Annotated in this window: 16 protein-coding genes and 1 pseudogene; 13 read left to right on the top strand and 4 right to left on the bottom strand. The window is 69.7% G+C overall.

Translation table 11 applies throughout. From position 1 onward, the window contains the following. Window positions 1-246, top strand: a pseudogene (locus tag JWP60_RS23175) (hypothetical protein); the annotation flags it as partial. A gap of 37 nt (window positions 247-283) precedes the next feature. On the opposite strand, the gene JWP60_RS23170 reads toward JWP60_RS23175, so the two are convergent. Further along, window positions 284-949 carry a TetR/AcrR family transcriptional regulator gene (locus JWP60_RS23170; RefSeq protein ID WP_299796745.1) on the bottom strand — a complete coding sequence of 222 codons (666 nt, stop codon included), beginning with the start codon at window positions 947-949 and terminating at the stop codon, window positions 284-286. An 88-nt stretch (window positions 950-1,037) separates the two neighbouring features. Between JWP60_RS23170 and JWP60_RS23165 the strand changes: the two genes are divergently transcribed. After that, window positions 1,038-1,469, top strand: a complete 432-nt coding sequence (locus JWP60_RS23165; RefSeq protein WP_299796743.1) for a VOC family protein — start codon at window positions 1,038-1,040, stop codon at window positions 1,467-1,469. Window positions 1,470-1,497: 28 nt separating this feature from the next. On the opposite strand, the gene JWP60_RS23160 is transcribed toward JWP60_RS23165, so the two are convergent. Beyond that, window positions 1,498-3,456 (bottom strand): MHYT domain-containing protein, encoded by a 1,959-nt coding sequence (locus JWP60_RS23160; protein WP_299796748.1) that lies wholly within the window; start codon window positions 3,454-3,456, stop codon window positions 1,498-1,500. 245 nt (window positions 3,457-3,701) lie between these two features. Between JWP60_RS23160 and JWP60_RS23155 the strand changes: the two genes are divergently transcribed. Next, window positions 3,702-4,634 carry a LysR family transcriptional regulator gene (locus JWP60_RS23155; protein ID WP_299796740.1) on the top strand — a complete coding sequence of 311 codons (933 nt, stop codon included), beginning with the start codon at window positions 3,702-3,704 and terminating at the stop codon, window positions 4,632-4,634. A 9-nt stretch (window positions 4,635-4,643) separates the two neighbouring features. Here the strand turns inward: JWP60_RS23155 and JWP60_RS23150 are convergent, their stop codons facing one another. Continuing rightward, window positions 4,644-6,311 (bottom strand): thiamine pyrophosphate-binding protein, encoded by a 1,668-nt coding sequence (locus tag JWP60_RS23150; protein ID WP_299796738.1) that lies wholly within the window; start codon window positions 6,309-6,311, stop codon window positions 4,644-4,646. A gap of 176 nt (window positions 6,312-6,487) precedes the next feature. Here JWP60_RS23150 and JWP60_RS23145 point away from each other — a divergent pair, with 176 nt between their 5' ends. Genes JWP60_RS23145 through JWP60_RS23105 form a run of 9 tightly spaced genes read left to right on the top strand, consistent with a single transcriptional unit; the run spans window position 6,488 to window position 15,495 of the window. After that, window positions 6,488-7,624 carry a mandelate racemase/muconate lactonizing enzyme family protein gene (locus tag JWP60_RS23145; protein ID WP_299796736.1) on the top strand — a complete coding sequence of 379 codons (1,137 nt, stop codon included), beginning with the start codon at window positions 6,488-6,490 and terminating at the stop codon, window positions 7,622-7,624. Further along, window positions 7,611-8,633, top strand: coding sequence for an ABC transporter ATP-binding protein (locus tag JWP60_RS23140; protein ID WP_299796734.1), 1,023 nt, complete (start codon window positions 7,611-7,613; stop codon window positions 8,631-8,633). The genes JWP60_RS23145 and JWP60_RS23140 overlap by 14 nt, the downstream gene beginning before the upstream one ends. Then, a complete protein-coding gene (locus tag JWP60_RS23135; protein WP_299796732.1) occupies window positions 8,630-9,634 on the top strand; it encodes an oligopeptide/dipeptide ABC transporter ATP-binding protein in 1,005 nt (334 codons plus the stop codon). The genes JWP60_RS23140 and JWP60_RS23135 overlap by 4 nt, the downstream gene beginning before the upstream one ends. Then, window positions 9,618-10,613: an NAD(P)-dependent oxidoreductase gene (locus JWP60_RS23130; RefSeq protein ID WP_299796730.1), complete on the top strand. Its 996-nt coding sequence runs from the start codon at window positions 9,618-9,620 to the stop codon at window positions 10,611-10,613. Before JWP60_RS23135 ends, JWP60_RS23130 begins: the two co-directional genes overlap by 17 nt. Next, complete coding sequence (locus JWP60_RS23125; protein ID WP_299796728.1) at window positions 10,610-11,068, top strand: RidA family protein; 459 nt, start codon at window positions 10,610-10,612, stop codon at window positions 11,066-11,068. Before JWP60_RS23130 ends, JWP60_RS23125 begins: the two co-directional genes overlap by 4 nt. 40 nt (window positions 11,069-11,108) lie before the next feature. Next, window positions 11,109-12,704 carry an ABC transporter substrate-binding protein gene (locus JWP60_RS23120; protein WP_299796726.1) on the top strand — a complete coding sequence of 532 codons (1,596 nt, stop codon included), beginning with the start codon at window positions 11,109-11,111 and terminating at the stop codon, window positions 12,702-12,704. A gap of 7 nt (window positions 12,705-12,711) precedes the next feature. Then, entirely contained in the window at window positions 12,712-13,656 is a 945-nt protein-coding gene (locus JWP60_RS23115; protein WP_299796723.1) for an ABC transporter permease, read from the top strand. A 10-nt stretch (window positions 13,657-13,666) separates the two neighbouring features. After that, window positions 13,667-14,539 (top strand): ABC transporter permease, encoded by an 873-nt coding sequence (locus JWP60_RS23110; protein WP_299796691.1) that lies wholly within the window; start codon window positions 13,667-13,669, stop codon window positions 14,537-14,539. Window positions 14,540-14,589: 50 nt separating this feature from the next. Then, on the top strand, window positions 14,590-15,495 hold the full coding sequence (locus tag JWP60_RS23105) for an alpha/beta hydrolase (RefSeq protein WP_299796688.1): 906 nt from the start codon (window positions 14,590-14,592) through the stop codon (window positions 15,493-15,495). 26 nt (window positions 15,496-15,521) lie between these two features. Here the strand turns inward: JWP60_RS23105 and JWP60_RS23100 are convergent, their stop codons facing one another. Then, window positions 15,522-16,685 carry a citrate synthase family protein gene (locus JWP60_RS23100; protein ID WP_299796685.1) on the bottom strand — a complete coding sequence of 388 codons (1,164 nt, stop codon included), beginning with the start codon at window positions 16,683-16,685 and terminating at the stop codon, window positions 15,522-15,524. A gap of 79 nt (window positions 16,686-16,764) precedes the next feature. Between JWP60_RS23100 and JWP60_RS23095 the strand changes: the two genes are divergently transcribed. Further along, on the top strand, window positions 16,765-17,468 hold a 704-nt coding region (locus JWP60_RS23095; protein ID WP_299796682.1), incomplete at its 3' end, for an NAD(P)-dependent oxidoreductase.

Raw genomic sequence — 17,468 nt, 5'->3', positions numbered from 1 at the left:
GCAAAGGAAGATCGCATGGCCGCACAGCAAAGCCAGGCAGGAGACAAGGTGGGTGGCCACGCACCGGGCCAGCCGGCCTCCGCGCCCGACGTCATGCCGCCGCACGAGCTGCCACCGCCGGCTCCCGACGAGAGCCCGGAGGGCAACAACGCGACCATCCACCATCCCGACCCGGGGGCGGACCGGCATCGCGTCAATCCCGAGCACCGCCGGGAGATCGGGCCGTACGTGACCGGGAACACCTGAGGCGCGCTTCCAAGCCTCACCTGCTCGCGGGGGATGCTCAGATCCCGCGGTCCACCATGTCCAGCACCTGCTCGGTGAGCGATTCGATCTCGCGCGGCGGCGTGCCGTGCAAGGGGCCATCCATCACGAGCATGGCCAGGCCGTGCACGGCGGACCAGGCGACGAACTCGGCGTGCGGGCGGCGCCCGGGCGGCAACACGCCGGCGGCGACCAGTTCGTCGAGGGCAGCCGCCAGCAACTGATAGGGACCGAGGCCGGAGCGGCCGCGCGCGGCCGGGTCATCGCCCGTTTCCGCGGGCGGCAGCAAACTCGCGAATGCCGTGCGGAACAGCCCAGGCTCGGCCACCGCAAAGCGTACGTATCCCATGCCCACGGCGCGCAGGCGCGCGCGCGCCTGCACGGCAACTTGCGCCTTGGTCCGCCTGCCGGCAAGCGGCGCGAGCGCCTCGAGTTCAAGCTCCATCGAAAGCGCCGCGCTGGCCAGCGCATGCGAGCGCACCGCGGCCAGCAACTCCGAATGGCTGGCGAAGTGGCGATACGCGGCATTGGGCACCACGCCAGCGCGCCGCGTGGCTTCGCGCAGCGTCACGGCCGCCGGCCCGCCGTCACGCGCCAGCGAGACACCCGCCTCCAGCAGCGCGCGATGGAGGTCGCCGTGGCGGTAGGTGCTGCGCGGAGAAGGGGCGACCGGCGGATGCGTCATTTCGGCTGCTTGGTTGACCGCGCCCATTTTGTCGGATAAATTGTGGACGCCGTACACAATCGGCGATCCCGAGCAGAAAGGCCCCGCGATGAACTCCTGCATTCCCTACCTCTATTTCGACGGCCAGGCCGGCGAAGCCATGCGCACGTACCAGCAGATCCTGGGCGGCGAACTCGATCTGCTGCGCTACTCCGATGCGCCGGGCGGAGCCGGGTCGCCGCAGCCCGGTTGCGAGCCCAGCGATTCATCGCGGGTCATGCACGCACTGCTGCGCTTCGACGCCGGCATGTTCATGGCCTCCGACGCGCCCAACACCGGCATGTCGCAGCCCATGGCCGGCATGAGCATCAGCCTGAGCTACACCGACACGGCGAAGGCGCGCAAGGTGTTCGACGCCCTGGCCACCGGCGGCCAGGTGCGCATGCCCTTTGGCAAGACGTTCTGGGCCGAAGGATTCGGCATGGTGGTCGACCGCTTCGGCGCGCCCTGGATGGTTGCCGGCAACCTGCAACCGGTCTGAGGCGCAGCGGCAGCGGCGCCGGCGGCCCTCAGGCTTTTCGTGCCGCCAGCCGCGCGATCTCCCGCAGCAGCGCCAGCGCATCGAGCGGCTTCGGCACGAAGCCGTCGAAGCCGACCTGCCGGGCCCGCAGCGCGTCGCGCTCGCGGGCGAACGCGCTCAAGGCCAGCGCGGGGACGGTGGCAAGCTGCGGGTCCGGCAAGCTGCGCACGCGCCGGACCAGTTCGAAGCCATCCACGTCGGGCATGCCGATGTCGCTGACCGGCACGTCGGGGCGCTCTGCCCGCAAGGCATGCAGCGCCTCGTCCGCACTTGCCGCCAGTGCAACCTGGGCGCCGTATTCGGACAGCATGTCCTTGACCAGGTGACGCGTATCGGCGTCGTCGTCGACCACCAGCACCTTCAGCCCGACCAGTTCCGGGCGCCGATCGGCGAGCGCCTGGTCAGCGGGCAGCGGCGGCGCAAGCGCCTCGCCCGCAGGCACCGCCGCGGCCGGCAGGCAGACGCGGAAGCTGGCGCCGCGTCCCACGCCCTCGCTGTGCGCAGTCACCGCGCCGCCATGCAGTTCGACCAGTTGCCGCACGATCGCGAGCCCCAGCCCCAGGCCGCCATGCCGCCGCGTCGTCGAGCCGTCCGCCTGGCGGAAGCGCTCGAACACGTGCGGCAGGAAGGCGGCCGCTATGCCCGGGCCGTTGTCGCTGACCGTGCAGACGACGTGCTCGCCATCGCGGCACAAGCCGACCCGCACCTCGCCACTCTCCTGCGTGAACTTGATGGCGTTGGCCAGCAGGTTCCAGACGATCTGCTGCAGCCGCACGGAGTCGCCCCACACCAGCACGCTGTCCGCGGCCAGGCAAGCCTGGAGCGCGATGCACCTGGCCATCGCCGTGGGGCGCAGCGTATCGATGGCGGATGCCACGATCTTCGCCATGTCCACCAACTGCCGTTCGAGCCGGACGTTCCCCGACACGATGCGGCTGACGTCGAGCAGGTCCTCGATCAACTGCGCCTGCAGCCTGGCGTTGCGCTCGATCGTCTCCAGGCCCTTCGCGATCGAGCCCGGGTCGTTCTTGCGATGCAGGATCTGCACCCAGCCGAGAATGGCATTGAGCGGCGTGCGCAGTTCGTGCGAGAGGGTGGCCAGGAACTGGTCCTTCAGCTCGCTCAGGCGCTCGGCCTCCGCCCGCGCATTGCGCTCCAGGTCGAGCAGCCGATGACGCTCGGCCGCCGACTGTTGCGACGCCAGCAGCAACTGCGAGCGGGCGGCCAGCCGCGCGTCGAACACCGCCGTGAGCAACACCATGCCGAGCACGCCCAGCGTTCCCATGATCACGAGCAGCGCGAGCTCGGTGGCCGTGAACCTGCCGCTGGCGGCGCCGCAGACACTGTCGGCGGGAAATTCCGCCGCGGCCATGCCGGTGTAGTGCATGCCCGCGATCGCCGCGCCCATGAGCGCCGACGCGACCAGGCGATAACGCACGACCTGCCCCTGCCCGCCGCGCAGCTTCAGCGCCATGGCGAGGGCGGCAGCGGAAGCACCGATCGCGATCGCGATCGACGCACTGACGAGCGTTGCATCCCATCGGATGCCGGGCTGCATGCGCAGCGCCGCCATGCCCAGGTAGTGCATGGCATTGATGCCCAGCCCCATCAGCACCGCGCTGCCCGCGGTCAGCTTGCGGCTGACCTGCCGCTGAGTCAGCAGCCACAGGGCACCGGCGGAGACGGCGATCGGCAGCAGCCACGACAGCATGGTGATGCCGAGGTCGTACCCCAGCGGGATCGGCAGCCGGAAGGCCAGCATGCCGACGAAATGCATGGACCAGATGCCCGTGCCCATGGCGAACGCGCCGCCCGCGATCCACCAGCGCGCAACCGCCGGCTCCGCATGCCACACGCGCGCAGCCAGCGCGAGCGCCGTGTACGAGGCCAGCACTGCGACCAGAACGGAGACAACGACCAGCGAGAGCTGGTACTCACCTTGCATCATCACTGTGGCAATGGCGCGGCGGGGCAGAGCGGCCGAGGCGGTTCGTACGAAGCTGGGTGGAGCGCGAGTCAGGATGAAGACAGGTTGCCATGTGCGGCCGGGGCCAGCGCTAATGCGGCACCCATATTGCCTGCGCAGCCACGGGTTCCGGAATAGGACAAACATGGATGTTGCAACAAGCATTCACGCAAACTGCGCATTCGTGGCTGCACCGACCGCCCGCACGCGCGCCTTACCATCGACCCATGGACGCCAGCGCCTTCGAATACTTCTACACCGTCGCCTACAGTGGAAGCATCGCGCGCGCGGCTGGCGAGATGGGCATGGAGCCTTCCACGCTGACGCGCCACATCGGGCGGCTGGAGGAAGAGGTTGGCGTCAAGCTGTTCCACCGCAGCGGCCGCGGCATGGTCCTCACCGACTCCGGCGCGCTGCTGTTGCAGGAGGCCACCAAGGTGGTCGAGGCCCTGCAGCATTCCCGCCGCGTCGCTGCCGACCTGGCAGCGGAAGGACCTTCACAGATCGTCGTCGCGGCGCAGCCCACCATTGCCCAGGTGTGCTTCGGCTCGGTCGCGCTCGCGCTGCGCGAGCGCTTTCCGCGCGCGCGCATCCGCGTCACCGAGGGCTTCGGGCACGAGATCGTGGGTTGGCTGCAGGAGGGCAAGATCGACGTCGCGATCCTCTACGTGCCCAGCCAGACGCCGATCGTCGCCTACGACCTGCTGCTGCAGGAGCAGCTGTATTGCATCCTGCCGCCGGGGTCGCTGCCTCCCGATCGGATCTTGAACAGCGCCGCCGTGCTCGACCTGCCGTTGTTGCTGCCCAGTACCTCGCACGGGCTGCGCTCGCTGGTCGAGGGCTGGGGCCGCCGCCACGACAAGCGGCCGCGCATCGAGATGGAATGCGACGGCTCCACCTTCATGACGCGCCGCCTGGTGCAGGCGGGCGTGGGCTGCACGCTGCTGCCGCTGGCCGCGGCGCATGACGAAGTCTCGCGCGGACTGGTGCAGGCCCTGCGTATCGAGGGCAACGATGCATTGCGGACGGTTGCGCTCGCGACCGCGCAGAACCGCCCTGCCGTGAAGGGACTCGCGGAGATCACGCGGCTGCTGCGCGGCGTGATCGCCGGCCTGGTCGACGCCGGCCAGTGGCCGGGCGTGGAACGCATGGCCGGCTGAGCAAGCCGCTCAGTCGAGGCGCTTGGCCGGCGTGATCTGTTTGGGATCCGTCACGAGTTCCAGCAAGGCAAATCCACGTTGCGCCCGTGCGCGCTCGAAGGCGGCGGCGAAGCCCTCGGTCGACTCCACCCGCTCGGCGTAGCCGCCGAAGGCGCGCGCCAGGCCCGCATAGTCCGGCCCCTGCAGGCGCGTGCCGCTCACGCGGCCGGGATAGTGGTTCTCCTGGTGCATGCGGATGGTGCCGTACATGCCGTTGTTGACCACCAGCACGATGAAGCGCGCGCCGTATTCGGCCGCCGTGGCCAGCTCCAGCGGGTACATCAGGAAGCAGCCGTCGCCGGCGACACAGACCACGTCGCGCTCCGGATAACGCAGGGCCGCCGCGACCGCCGCGGGCAGGCCGTAGCCCATGGAGCCGGAAGTCGGCGCGAGCTCGGTGCGGGGCCGGCGGTATTGATGGAAGCGGTGCACCCAGACCGTGTAGTTGCCCGCGCCGTTGGAGATGATCGCGTCATCGGCCAGGACCTCGGTGACGTGGCGCATCGCCGTCGCGAAGTCCACGCCGGTCGCCGCTGCAGCGCGTGCCGGCGGCTGCGTGAAGGCCTCGTGCGCGGTGCGGCCGGAGCGCGTCCAGGCACTCCATGCCTTCTGCGCGGGTGCAGGCAAACGTGCCAGCGCGGCGGCCGCGGTGGCGACACCGACTTCCACACCGATCTCCGGCCGGTAGACGCGCCCGATCTCGTTGGCATCCGGATGCAGATGCAGCAGCCGGTGCCGCGGCACCGGGACCTGCAGCAGGGTGTAGCCGTCGGTGGAGATATCGGACAGGCGCGTCCCCACCGCGAGGATCACATCGGCACGCGTGACCATGTCCTTGAGCGCCGGATTCATTCCGAGGCTGAGGTGGCCGACGTATTGCGCGCGCCGGTTGTCGAAGACGTCCTGGCGCCGGAAGCTGCAGGCCACCGGCAGGTCCCAGGCCGTGGCGAAGTCCGCCAGCGCAGCGGCTGCTTCGTCGCTCCAGCCGCTGCCGCCGACGATCATCAGCGGCCGCTGCGCACCGGCGAGCACGCCGGCGATCGCCTGCATCGTCGTGGCGTCGGGGACCGGCGCCGCCAGCGCGGTGCTGCGAACCGCCGGCACGGTGCACGCTTCGGTCAGCACGTCCTCGGGGAGCGAAACCACCACGGGGCCGGGCCGGCCGGAGACCGCGACATGGAAGGCGCGCGCCACGATCTCCGCCATGCGCGAAGCGTCGGTGACTTCCACGACCCACTTGGCGAGCTTGCCGAACATCGCGTGGTAGTCCACTTCCTGGAAGGCATCGCGCCCCACCTGGCCACGCGCGATCTGGCCCACGAACAGGATCATGGGCGTGGAGTCCTGCTGCGCCGTGTGCACGCCTGCGCTCGCGTGCGTCGCGCCCGGTCCGCGCGTGACCATGCAGATGCCCGGGCGGCCGGTGAGCTTGCCGTCGGCCTCGGCCATGTTGGCCGCGCCGCCTTCGTGCTTGGCCACCACCAACTGGACCTCGCTGGCCGCGTCGTACAGCGCGTCCAGCACTTCGAGGTAGCTCTCGCCGGGCACGCAGAACACCCGGTCCACGCCGTGCAGGCGAAGGGCGTCGACGAGCACTCGCCCGGCGGTGGGCGGCTTGGGGGTGGTTGCGGTGGGCATGGGCGCGGAGTCTAGAAGTCGCGGCGCTCGCGCGCACCGGAACCAGCGCAGGGCAGGCATGCGGAAATTGCGTTGCCGGCCTGGATGGCGCTGCCTAGCATGGACGCACAGAAGCGATGGAAGACACCCAGCCGCGCATGTGCACTTTGGTGTACGGCGGCAATCGAGGAGCAGGCTTGTCGGCGATTTCTAGCATCCGGTTCATTCCGCTTTCGGTGGCCCTGCCGCCAGGCAAGGCCTACGGAATGGCCAAGTCCCTGGCGACGGCGCGCCAGACCACGCTGGTGGTGGTCGAAACCCGCTCGGGCGTGACGGGCATCGGCGAAGCGTGGGGCATGCCTGCGGTGAACCAGGCCTACCTGCCCCTGCTGGCCGGCTACCTGGAAGGCAGCGACCTTGCCGACGTGGAACTGGTCTTCAGCCGGATCGTCGCGCGCCATTACCACTTCGGTGTGCAGAACCAGATGATGGCGTGCATCAGCGGCATCGACATCGCCGCCAAGGATGCCCTGGGCAAGGAGACCGGCCTGCCGGTGTGCCGCCTCATCGGTGGTCGCGGCGCCGAGCACGTGCCGGTCTATGCCTCGGGCGGCTACATCACCGAGGACAACGCGCGCGACTTCACGCCGCAGCTCGAAGCGATCGCGGCGGGCGGCCATCGCGCGGTCAAGATCAAGATCGGCCTCGGCCCCGCCTCCGACCTGGCGCGCGTGCGCGAGGCGCGTCGCGTGCTGGGCGACGCCGTGGACCTGATGGTGGACATCAACTCCAACTACTCGCTGGACCTCGCCAAGGCCACGCTTGCCGCGCTCGCGCCCCATCGCATCACCTGGGTCGAGGAGCCGCTGGCGCCGCAGGACGTGGCGGGCTACGAGCTGCTGCAACGTTGCAGCCCCGTGCCGGTGGCCACCGGCGAGGCGCTCTACACCGTGCATGACTTCCAGCGCCTGCTGGAGCGCCGCGCGGTCGACGTGGTGCAGCCGGACCTGTCGCTGTGCGGCGGCTTCTGGCAAGCCCGGCGCATCGCCGATCTCGCCGAGCTGCACCACGTGCGGCTGTCCCCGCACGTGTGGGGTTCGGGCATCGGCCTCGCGGCGGCGGCGCACTACGTGGCCTCGCGCTCCCCGAGTCCGCAGGCGCAGGACGCGCCCTGGCCGACCCTCGTCGAATACGACGTCGGCGAGAACCCGCTGCGCGAGCGCCTGTTCAAGCAGCCGCTGGTGGCCAAGGGCGGCTTGCTGCCGGTGCCGTCCGGCCCGGGCCTGGGCATCGAACTCGATTGGAGCGCGGTCGAACGTTATGCCGCAAGCTGAGACGGAGCGCCCCGGCGCGCCGGTGCTCGACGTGCGCGACCTGCAGGTCTTCTTCCCCACGGATGAAGGCGTGGTGCGGGCCGTCGACGGCGTGACCTTCACGGTGCGCGCGGGCGAAACCCTGGCCATCGTCGGCGAATCCGGTTCCGGCAAGTCGGTGACCGGCATGAGCATCATGCGCCTGGTCGAACGGGGCGGCGCCCGCATAGCCGGCGGCCACATCCGCCTGACGCGCGCCGGTGCCGAGGCGATCGACCTCACCAGGCTGCCCGAACGCGAGATGAACCGCGTGCGCGGCGGCGACGTCGCCATGGTGTTCCAGGACCCGATGTCCAGCCTGAACCCGGTGTTCCCCATCGGTGACCAGATCGGCGAATCGCTGCGGATTCATCGCGGCCTGTCACGCAGCGCAGCGCGCGAAGCGGCCATCGCCCTGCTCACGCAGATGGGCATTGCCGATCCCGCCCAGCGCGTGGATGCCTATCCGCACCAGCTCTCCGGCGGCATGCGCCAGCGCGTGATGATCGCGATCGCGCTGGCCTGCGACCCGGTGCTGCTGATCGCCGACGAACCGACCACCGCGCTGGACGTGACCGTGCAGGCGCAGATCGTGCAGTTGCTGCGCGAGCTCCAGCGCGCCCGCGCCATGGCGATGATCTTCATCACGCACGACCTGCATCTGGTCGGCGACATCGCCGATCGCCTGGCCGTGATGTACGCCGGCCAGGTGGTGGAGGAAGGCCCGGTCGCGCAAGTGCTGCAGCACCCCGCGCATCCTTATACGAAAGCGCTGCTGTCCTGCATTCCGCGCGGTGGCAATGGCCGGGGCGCGCGCATGCAGCCCATTCCCGGCAGCATGCCCAGCGCGCTGAACCTGCCGGTGGGCTGCCGCTTCCAGAGCCGCTGCCCGTACGCGGTGGCGCGCTGCGGCGAGGCGCCCGTGCCGCTGGAGGCCGTCAGCGGCGAGCGCGCGGCTCGCTGCATCCGCTGGCCGGAGATCCTGCAATGAGCGCACGTCCCATGACCGACGAGGCCACGCTGCCTCCGGCCGCATTTGCCACCGCGGCGAAGCCCCTCGTGCGCGCCGTCGGCATGCGCAAGCACTTCGAAGGCGACGGCCACGTGGTACGCGCGGTACAGGACGTGTCGTTCGAACTCGCGCCGGGCGAAGTGCTTGGACTGGTGGGCGAGTCGGGCTCCGGCAAGTCGACGCTGGGCCGCCTCGTCCTGCGCTTGCTGGAGGCGACTGCCGGCCGCGCCGAGGTCGACGGAACGGACATCCATGCCCTGCCCCGGGCGCAGCTGCGGCGCTTTCGCCGCAAGATGCAGATGGTGTTCCAGGACCCGTTCGCGAGCCTGAATCCGCGCATGACGGTCGGTGCCGCGCTCGCCGAGTCGCTGCTGCTGCACGGCGTCTGCACCCGCGCGCAGGTGCGCGAGCGCTCCGCCGCGCTGCTGGCACGGGTGGGCCTGCGGCCCGACATGCTCGATCGCTACCCGAAGGCCTTCTCCGGTGGCCAGCGCCAGCGCGTCGCGATTGCGCGGGCCCTCGCGCCCGAGCCGCGCTTCATCGTCGCCGACGAACCGGTTTCCGCCCTGGACGTCTCCGTGCAAGCCGAGATCGTCAACCTGCTGCAGGACCTGCAGCGCGACCTCGGGCTGGCGATGCTGTTCATCAGCCACGACCTGTCGGTGGTGGAGTCGGTATCGGACCGCGTGATGGTGCTGTACCTCGGGCGCACGATGGAGATCGCACCGACCGAGGCGCTCTATCGCCGGCCCGCGCACCCGTACACCGCGGCCTTGCTGCAGGCCGCGCCGGGCGGCCAGCGCGAGCGCACGCTGGTGTTGCGCGGCGAGATCCCCAGTCCCGCCGCGCCGCCCTCCGGCTGCGTGTTCCGCACGCGCTGCCCGTTCGCGATCGAGGCCTGTGCGCGCGAAGTTCCCGAACTCCGCGCCGTCGGCGCCGGTCATTTCAAGGCCTGCATCCGCGATGACCTTCCCCTCTGAACGAGCAGGCGACAAGCCGGCCCTGCAAGCCGGCGATCGCGTCGTGGTCGCAGGCGGCCGCGGCTTCGTCGGCTCGCACATCGTGCGCGCGCTGCTGGCCTTCGGCTGCGAAACCCACGTGCTCGGCCCGAAGATGGAATCGGATCTGCTCGCCGATGTGGCGGGGCAGGTCGGCAGCATTGATGTAGGCATCGAGGACGGCGCCGCAGTGCGCGCAGCGCTCAAGCGCGTCGCACCGGCCGCGGTCGTTTCCTGTGCCGCCTTCACCGGCAGCGGCGAAGGGCTCATGCGCGCGGGTGAGCACGATGCCGACCGGGCGTTCGCGATCAACGTCGACGGCCTGCGCCATCTGCTGACTGCCTCCACCGAAGCCGGCGTGCGCCAGGTCGTCTGGACCAGTTCCACCGTGGTCTATGGCGACGCCGCCTCGTATGGGCAGGCGCGGGTCGACGAGTCCGCGCCCAAGCGCCCCCTGACGGTGTATGGCCTGACCAAGCACCTGGCCGAGGAAGTCGCCGAATTCGCCGTGCAGCGTGACGGCCTGCCGGTGACCGCGCTGCGACTGCCGCTGATCCTCGGGCCGGGCCTGTGGTACCGCGGCGCCGCCGAGCAGCTGATGGACCTGGTCCGCTCGGCCCGGCCCGGCACACGTCACGCATTCACCTTCCACAACGAGCCCGTCGACCTGATGCACGTGCGCGACGTGGCTGCTGCCGTGCTGTGCGTGCTGCGTCATCCGCGCCGCCTCGCCGCCACCTACAACATCAACGGCTTCACCGCGCGCCCGCTGGAAATCGCGCAGCGCCTGCAGGAGCTGGTGAAGGACTACGCGGTGGACTTCCGCGAACAGCGGCCGCCGCTTCTTTTCCCCCTGGTGGACGACAGCCGTTTCCGCCGGGACACCGGCTGCACGCCCGCCATCGACCTCTCGCGCCTGCTGGCTGAAATGCTGGAGCGCGACCGCCAGGACCTCCCATGATCGAACAACGCATCGCCCAACTCGGACTCACCCTGCCCGAGCCCGCCAGCCCTTCCTTCAACTACGTGCCGGTGACGACGCATGCCGGCGTCGCCTACGTCAGCGGGCAGTTGCCCAAGGTCGATGGCGAAGTGCGCGTGCAAGGCAAGGTGGGCGCGCAGGTCTCGCTGGAACAGGCCCGCGAGCAGGCACGCATCTGCGTGCTGCAGGGGCTGGCCTGCCTGGCCGCCGAACTGGGCACCTTGTCGCGGATCACCCGCGTGCTGAAGGTCAACGGCTTCGTCGCCTCGGCCGCCGGCTTCAACGAGCAGCCGAAGGTGATCGACGCCGCCTCCGACCTGCTGGTGGAGATCCTGGGCCCGGCGGGCCGGCATGCGCGCTCCGCCGTCGGCGTGGCCGAACTGCCCCGCAATGCGGCTGTGGAAATCGAATTCGTGGTGGCTTACGCCGAATGAACCGGGGCGGTCCATGCCGCTCCCCTTGATGGAGATAGCAATGAAGTTCGAACTGCGATCCAACGCAGCATGGCGCCAGAGCACCGTCGCCCTGTGTGCCGGCCTGGTCTTGTCCTGCGCCTCTGCGGCGCACGCCGCGGCCGCCTTGTACGGGCCGCTCGCGGCCGGTGCGGTCAAGGGCGGCACGCTGTCCTTCGGCTCCCTCGTGGAACCGCCGGGACTCGACCCGTTCCACCAGGCGGCCGATGCCCGCATCAAGTTCACGGTGCTGGTGTACCAGGGCCTCTTCTACGAAGGCCCCGAAGGCACGGCCGAACCCCTGCTGGCCGAGAGCTACCAGGTCTCCAATGGCGGCCTCGTGTACACGGTCAAGCTGCGCCACGGGGTGAAGTTCCACACCGGCGCGACGATGACCGCCAAGGACGTCGCCTACAGCTACAACTACCTGCGCGACCCGAAGAACGGCTCGCCCGGCGCGGGCGACCTGTCGCCGGTGACCAATGTGGAAGCGCTTGACGATGCAACGGTCCGCTTCACGCTCTCCCGCGTGAGCGCCGCCCTGCCGATGACGCTGGGCAACAAGTACGGCGGCGTGGTGCCGGCCGGCTACTTCGACAAGCCGGGTGCCGCCCAGGCCCTGAACAGCACGAGCGTCGGCACCGGCCCGTTCAAGGTGGCCGAGTTCCGCCCGAACAGCAACCTGGTGCTGGTGCGCAACCCCGACTACTGGGAAAAGGACACGCCTTACCTGGATCGGATCAACGTGCTGTTCGTGCCCAACGCGGCGAGCCTGATCGTCGCCCTGAAGAACAAGCGCATCGACATGGCGACGCTGAACCGCCCGACCGACATCGAGCAGGTGGAGAAGACGCCCGGCCTCTCCGTGGAGCGCTGGCCGTCGCTGGCCAAGACCATGCTTGACCTCGGCAACGAAGTGAAGCCGCTGAACGACGTGCGCGTGCGGCAGGCGATCGCGCTGGCCGTGGACCGCCAGGAGATCATGCAGGCGGCGATCGGCAAGTACGGCCGCGTGATCTACACGATGGTCGGCGCGATGCAGCAGCGCTGGGGCGCCGATCCCGCGACGCTGCCCAATGCCAGGCCCGACATCGCCAAGGCGAAGCAGTTGCTGCAGGAAGCGGGCTTCGGCAACGGCTTCAGCCTGACGCTCAAGACCATCAACAAGTACGACTGGATGGACCCGGCGGCCGTGACGCTGAAGCAGCAGCTGGCGCGCATCGGCGTGAACCTCACGATCCAGCGGCAGGACCTGGGTGTCTGGATCAACGAGTTCCGCTCGAAGACCATGGGCTTCACCTTCAACGACGACGCGACGCAGCCCGATCCGGACCTGATGTTCTACCGTCACTATCACCAGGCTCCCGAGGGTGCCGACTTCCGCAACTGGAACGACGCCGAGGCGAGCGCCGCACTGGACAAGGCCCGCACCGAACTCGACCCGGCCAAGCGCAAGGCGGACTACCTCGAATTCCAGAAGCGCTTCGCACTGAGCGTGCCGACGATCTTCCTGTTCAGCCCGGACCTCGTGACCGTGCGCAATGCGTCCGTGCAGAACTACCAGCAGCATCCGACCGGCTGGTACTTCGGCCTGGCGCGCACGTACCTGAAGAAGTAGGCACGCCATGAGCCGCTACCTGCTGCGCCGGGCGGGGGCATCGCTGCTGACAGCGGTGCTTGCCTCGATGCTGGTCTTCCTCATCGTGCGGGCCGTGCCCGGCGACGTCGTGGCCCAGATGCTGGGGCAAAGCGGCGACGCCGGCGCGGCCGATTCGCTGCGCGCCTTCTTCGGACTGGACCAGCCGCTGTGGCGGCAGTACCTGGCCTGGATCGGCCATGCCCTGACCGGGGACCTGGGCTCCAGCTGGGTGCGCGGACAACCGGTCGCCGGCATGGTCGGCAGCGCCTTCCTGGTGACGGCGGAAATCGGCGTGCTGACGCTGGCGCTTGCCACGGTGATCGGCATTCCGCTGGGCATCGTGGCCGGCATCCACGAAGGCGGCCTGATCGACGCAGCGGTGCAAGGCATCAACCTGGTGGGACTGGCGGCGCCGGTCTTCTGGGTGGGCCTGATGCTGCTGGTCGTCGTGTCCTCCGCGACGGGTTGGTCGCCGCCAATGATCTACGCCTCGCCCACCGAATCCCTCGGTGACAACTTGCAGATGCTGGCGCTGCCGGTGGTGGCGCTCGTGGTGCTGCAGGCCGCGGCCTGCAGCCAGTTCGTGCGGCAGAACGTGGTGTCGGCCTTCCGGCAGGACTACGTGCGCACGGCGTTGGCCAAGGGCCTGCCGCTGCGGCTGGTGTTCTTCAAGCACATCCTGCGCAACATCCTGATCCCGCTGGTCACCTTCATGGGGCTGATCTTCATCCAGATCCTGGGCGGCGTCGTGATCGTGGAGTCGCTGTTCGCGATCCCGCGCATCGGCCGGCTGCTGCTCACCGCCGTCGAGACCCGCGACTACCCCGTGCTGCAGGGCGCGTTGCTCGTGGTGATGGTGTGCGCGCTCCTGGTCAACCTGGCCATCGACCTGCTGTACCGCGTGATCGACCCGCGCGTGCGGCTGTCCTGAGGAAACGGAATTGAACGCCCAAGCCTCCCCCCTGCCCCACGTGGCGGCCTCGCCCGGATGGGGCCGCAGCGCGCTGCGGCTGGCGCGTCGCGAACCCGGACTGGCGTTCGGCGCGTTGGTGATGATCGTGCTGCTGCTGGTCGCCCTGCTGCCGGCACTGTTCGCGAGCCAGTCTCCTTACGCGATCGACATGGGCCGCGCCATGCAGGCGCCCTCCGCCGCCCACCTGTTCGGCACCGACGACACCGGCCGCGACGTGTATGCGCGCGTGATCCACGGCACCCGCATCACGCTCTCGATCTGCGCCGGCTCGCTGCTGCTGGCCGCGATCGTCGGCGGACTGGCCGGTGCCGTCTCCGGCTTTGCCGGCGGCTGGCTGGACCAGGTGCTGGGCCGCTTGGTGGACGTGATCCTCAGCTTCCCGCCGATCATCCTGGGGATGATCGTGGCCGGCGTGCTCGGGGCCGCCACGCGCAACCTGATCCTGGCGCTCAGCGTCGTCTACCTGCCCGTGTTCTTCCGCATCGCCCGCTCGGGCGTGCTCGGCGAAAACGGAAAGACCTATGTGGAGGCGGCGCGCTCCGTCGGCCTCACGGAAACCGCGATCCTGTGGCGCCACGTGCTGCGCAACATCCTGCCGCTGCTGTTCGTGCAGTACGTGATCCTGTTTCCGCTGGTGCTGCAGATCCAGGCCGCGCTGGGCTTCCTCGGGCTCGGCGTGCAGCCGCCGGCGCCCGACTGGGGCGCCATCCTGCAGCAGGGCAAGGACAGCATCATGCTGGCCCCGTGGCTCTCGCTCTATCCCGGGCTGGCGATCCTGCTGGCCGCATTCTCCCTGCTGCTGGTCGGGCGTGGCCTGCAGCGAATGATGGACCGCCGCTGACCGGCGAATGACCCAATGGCCTCGCTGCGCCGGGGCAAGGAATGAGAGAAATGATTCGAGACAACACGGGCTCCGCCGCCCGCACGGCCGCTCCCTGGGCAGCGCTCACCCCCGAGCAGCACGAGTACCAGTACAACCCGCAAAAGGCCTTCCCCGGATTCGCGCGCTACGGCGCCGAACGCGCCGGGCAGAATGAGCAAGTCCGGCGCGAGAGCAAGTGCGCGCTCGATGTCCGCTACGGCGAACATCCGCTGCGCACGCTGGACATCTACCAGGCCGCAGGGGCGTCGAATCCCGTGCACATCTTCCTGCATGGCGGTTACTGGCGCGCCCAGGACAAGAAGAACTTCGCCTTCATCGCCGGCGCGCTGGTGCCGCTGGGCATCACCGCGGTGATCGTGAATTACGAGCTGTGCCCGCAGTCCACCCTCGATGGCGTGGTCGATTCAGCGCTGTCCGCCTTCGAATGGACCTGCCGCACCATCGCGAGCTACGGCGGCGACCCGCGCCGCATCAGCCTCTCGGGCCATTCGGCCGGCGCCCACCTGGCCGCGGAGATCCTCGCTACCGACTGGGCGGCACGCGGCGTGGACGCGTCGGCGCTGACCGGCGCCACCTTGATCAGCGGCATCTTCGACCCGACCCCGGCGATCAAGACCACGGTCAACGAGCAACTGCGTTTGACGCCCGAACTGGCCAGCCGGCACGACGTGGAGCGTCGACCCTTGAAGGTGCAGTGCCCGGTAGCGATCATCGCGGGCAGCCTCGAGCCGCAGCAGTGGGTGGACCAGTCGCTGCGCTATTACCACCACCTGCGCCGCCATGGCATGTGCCCCGAGCTGCACGTGCTGGAAGGGCACGATCATTTCGGGATCCTGGCGGATTACCTGGAGGCGGGGAGTCCGACGCTGCGCGCGATCGGGACTCATGCGATGGGGGCGCGGGAGGCGGGCTAAGGCTGCGCGCAAAGCGCTGCCAGGCATCAGCCGCGGCTGCCCGGCGCCGCGTCCGGCCTCGGGCCGACGTAGCGCCCACGCGGGCGGATCACTTCGGCGACCGCCAGCTGTTCCAGGCTGTGCGCCAGCAGCCCGATGCTGCGCGCCGTGGCAAAGAGGCCGAAGGCCGCGTCCACGGGCAGGCGCTTGTGCGCGACCAGCGCGGTGAGGGCCACGTCGATGTTGGGTTGCAGGCCGGTCAACCTGGTCACCTTCTGGATGAACCGGGCGATTCCCGGCGGCAGCTCGAACAGCGCCAGCAAGGCGGCTGCGCGCGGGTCGCCGTCCGGATAGAGGTGGTGGCCGAATCCCGGCAGCGGCGAACCGGTCGACAGGTAGTGCGCCACCACCTGTTCATCGCCCAGCCGCTCCACCTCGCCGAACAGCGCCTGCACGCGACCCGAGGCATCGCCGTGCGCGGGACCGGAGAGCGTGGTCAATCCGGCGAGCAGGCACGCCGGCAGGGAGGCGCCGGTGGAAGCCGCGATGCGCGCCGCAAACGCCGAACTGGTCAACTCATGGTCGACCAGCAGCACCATGGCCGTGCGCAGCAACTCGGCGACCTGGGCGGATTGCTTCCAGCCCTGGGCGAAGCGCAGGTGCAGCGGCCGGCGTGCGCTCCCGGCGCCGAAGGCGTGCGCGAGCTGTCCCACCAGGCCCTGCGCCTCGGCATGCAACACGCGGGTGAGGCGGCCCCGCGTCGAATGGCCGGTGGCGGCAAGGCTCGCCATCGCCGTGAAGGCAGCAACCCGCCCCGGAGCGGCTGAACGGATTGGCTCCGCGACGCAGAAGTCGACCCGCTCCGAAGCGCCCCAGAGCAGCTGCGCGACTTCCTCCACGGTGGCCGAGCGGGCGAGGCTCACCGCATCCTGGCCGCGGTAGTACAGGTGCCCGCGCAGGAAGGAGGAGAGCGCGGTCGGAATGCTGGGCTGCGCGCCGAACAGCGTGTTGGCCGCGAGCGTCTCGTGCTTGCGGCCGGCCTGCTTGCGCCTGGCGAGCACGGCGACGTCTTCCGCGCGGTACAGGCTGCGGCGGCTGTCGGCCGGATCCGGCATGACCTCCAGCTTGCCGCGACTCGCGTACGCGTAGACCGTCTGGGGCCGCACCTCGAGCAGGCGGCATGCCTCGTCCATCGATATCCAGGAAGCCATGGCGGGTCCGAAGCGTTTATATTGATTTTATACGTCAATATTGCCAGCCGCATCAATCATTGACTAGGATGCGCCCGCCATGAATGCCCGCGTCCTGCAACTCAATCCCATCCTGATCCCCGCGATCAACGAGCGGCTCGCCGCGCTCTACAGCGTGCACAAGCACTTCGAGGCCGCCGACCCACAGGGCTGGCTGCGCGAACACGGCGCCAGCGTAGACGCCGTGATCACCGGCGGACACACCGGCATTTCGCGGGCCATGCTGGAGCAGATGCCCGGCCTCAAGGTGGTGGCGATCAACGGGGTGGGCACCGACGCCGTGGATCTGGCGTATTGCCGCGCCCGTGGGCTGCCCGTCACCGCCACCCTGGGTGCGCTGACCGAGGACGTGGCCGACCTGGCCATCGGACTGCTGATCGCTGCCTGCCGCAACCTGTGCGCCGGCGATCGCTTCGTGCGGGACGGCCAGTGGGAACTGCGGCCGCAACCCAGTGCGATCCCGCTCGCCCGCCGGTTCAGCGGCATGCGCGTAGGCATCGTCGGGATGGGGCGCGTGGGCCGTGCCGTGGCCACGCGGGCAGCGGCCTTCGGCTGCCCGATCGGCTACACCGACCTGCGTCGCATGGACGATGTCGCGCACCGCTTCGTGCCGGGCCTGGTCGACCTGGCGCGCGAATCCGACGCGCTGGTGCTGTGCGCCGCGGCCGACCAGGCCGAAGGCATCGTGAATGCCGCCGTGCTCGATGCCCTGGGTCCGCGCGGCTTCGTGGTCAACGTGGCGCG

The organism is Ramlibacter sp., assembly GCF_028291745.1.
Lineage (GTDB): Bacteria > Pseudomonadota > Gammaproteobacteria > Burkholderiales > Burkholderiaceae_C > Ramlibacter.
Note: the sequence above shows the minus strand (reverse complement) of the source record. Positions and strands in the feature narration are given on the sequence as shown.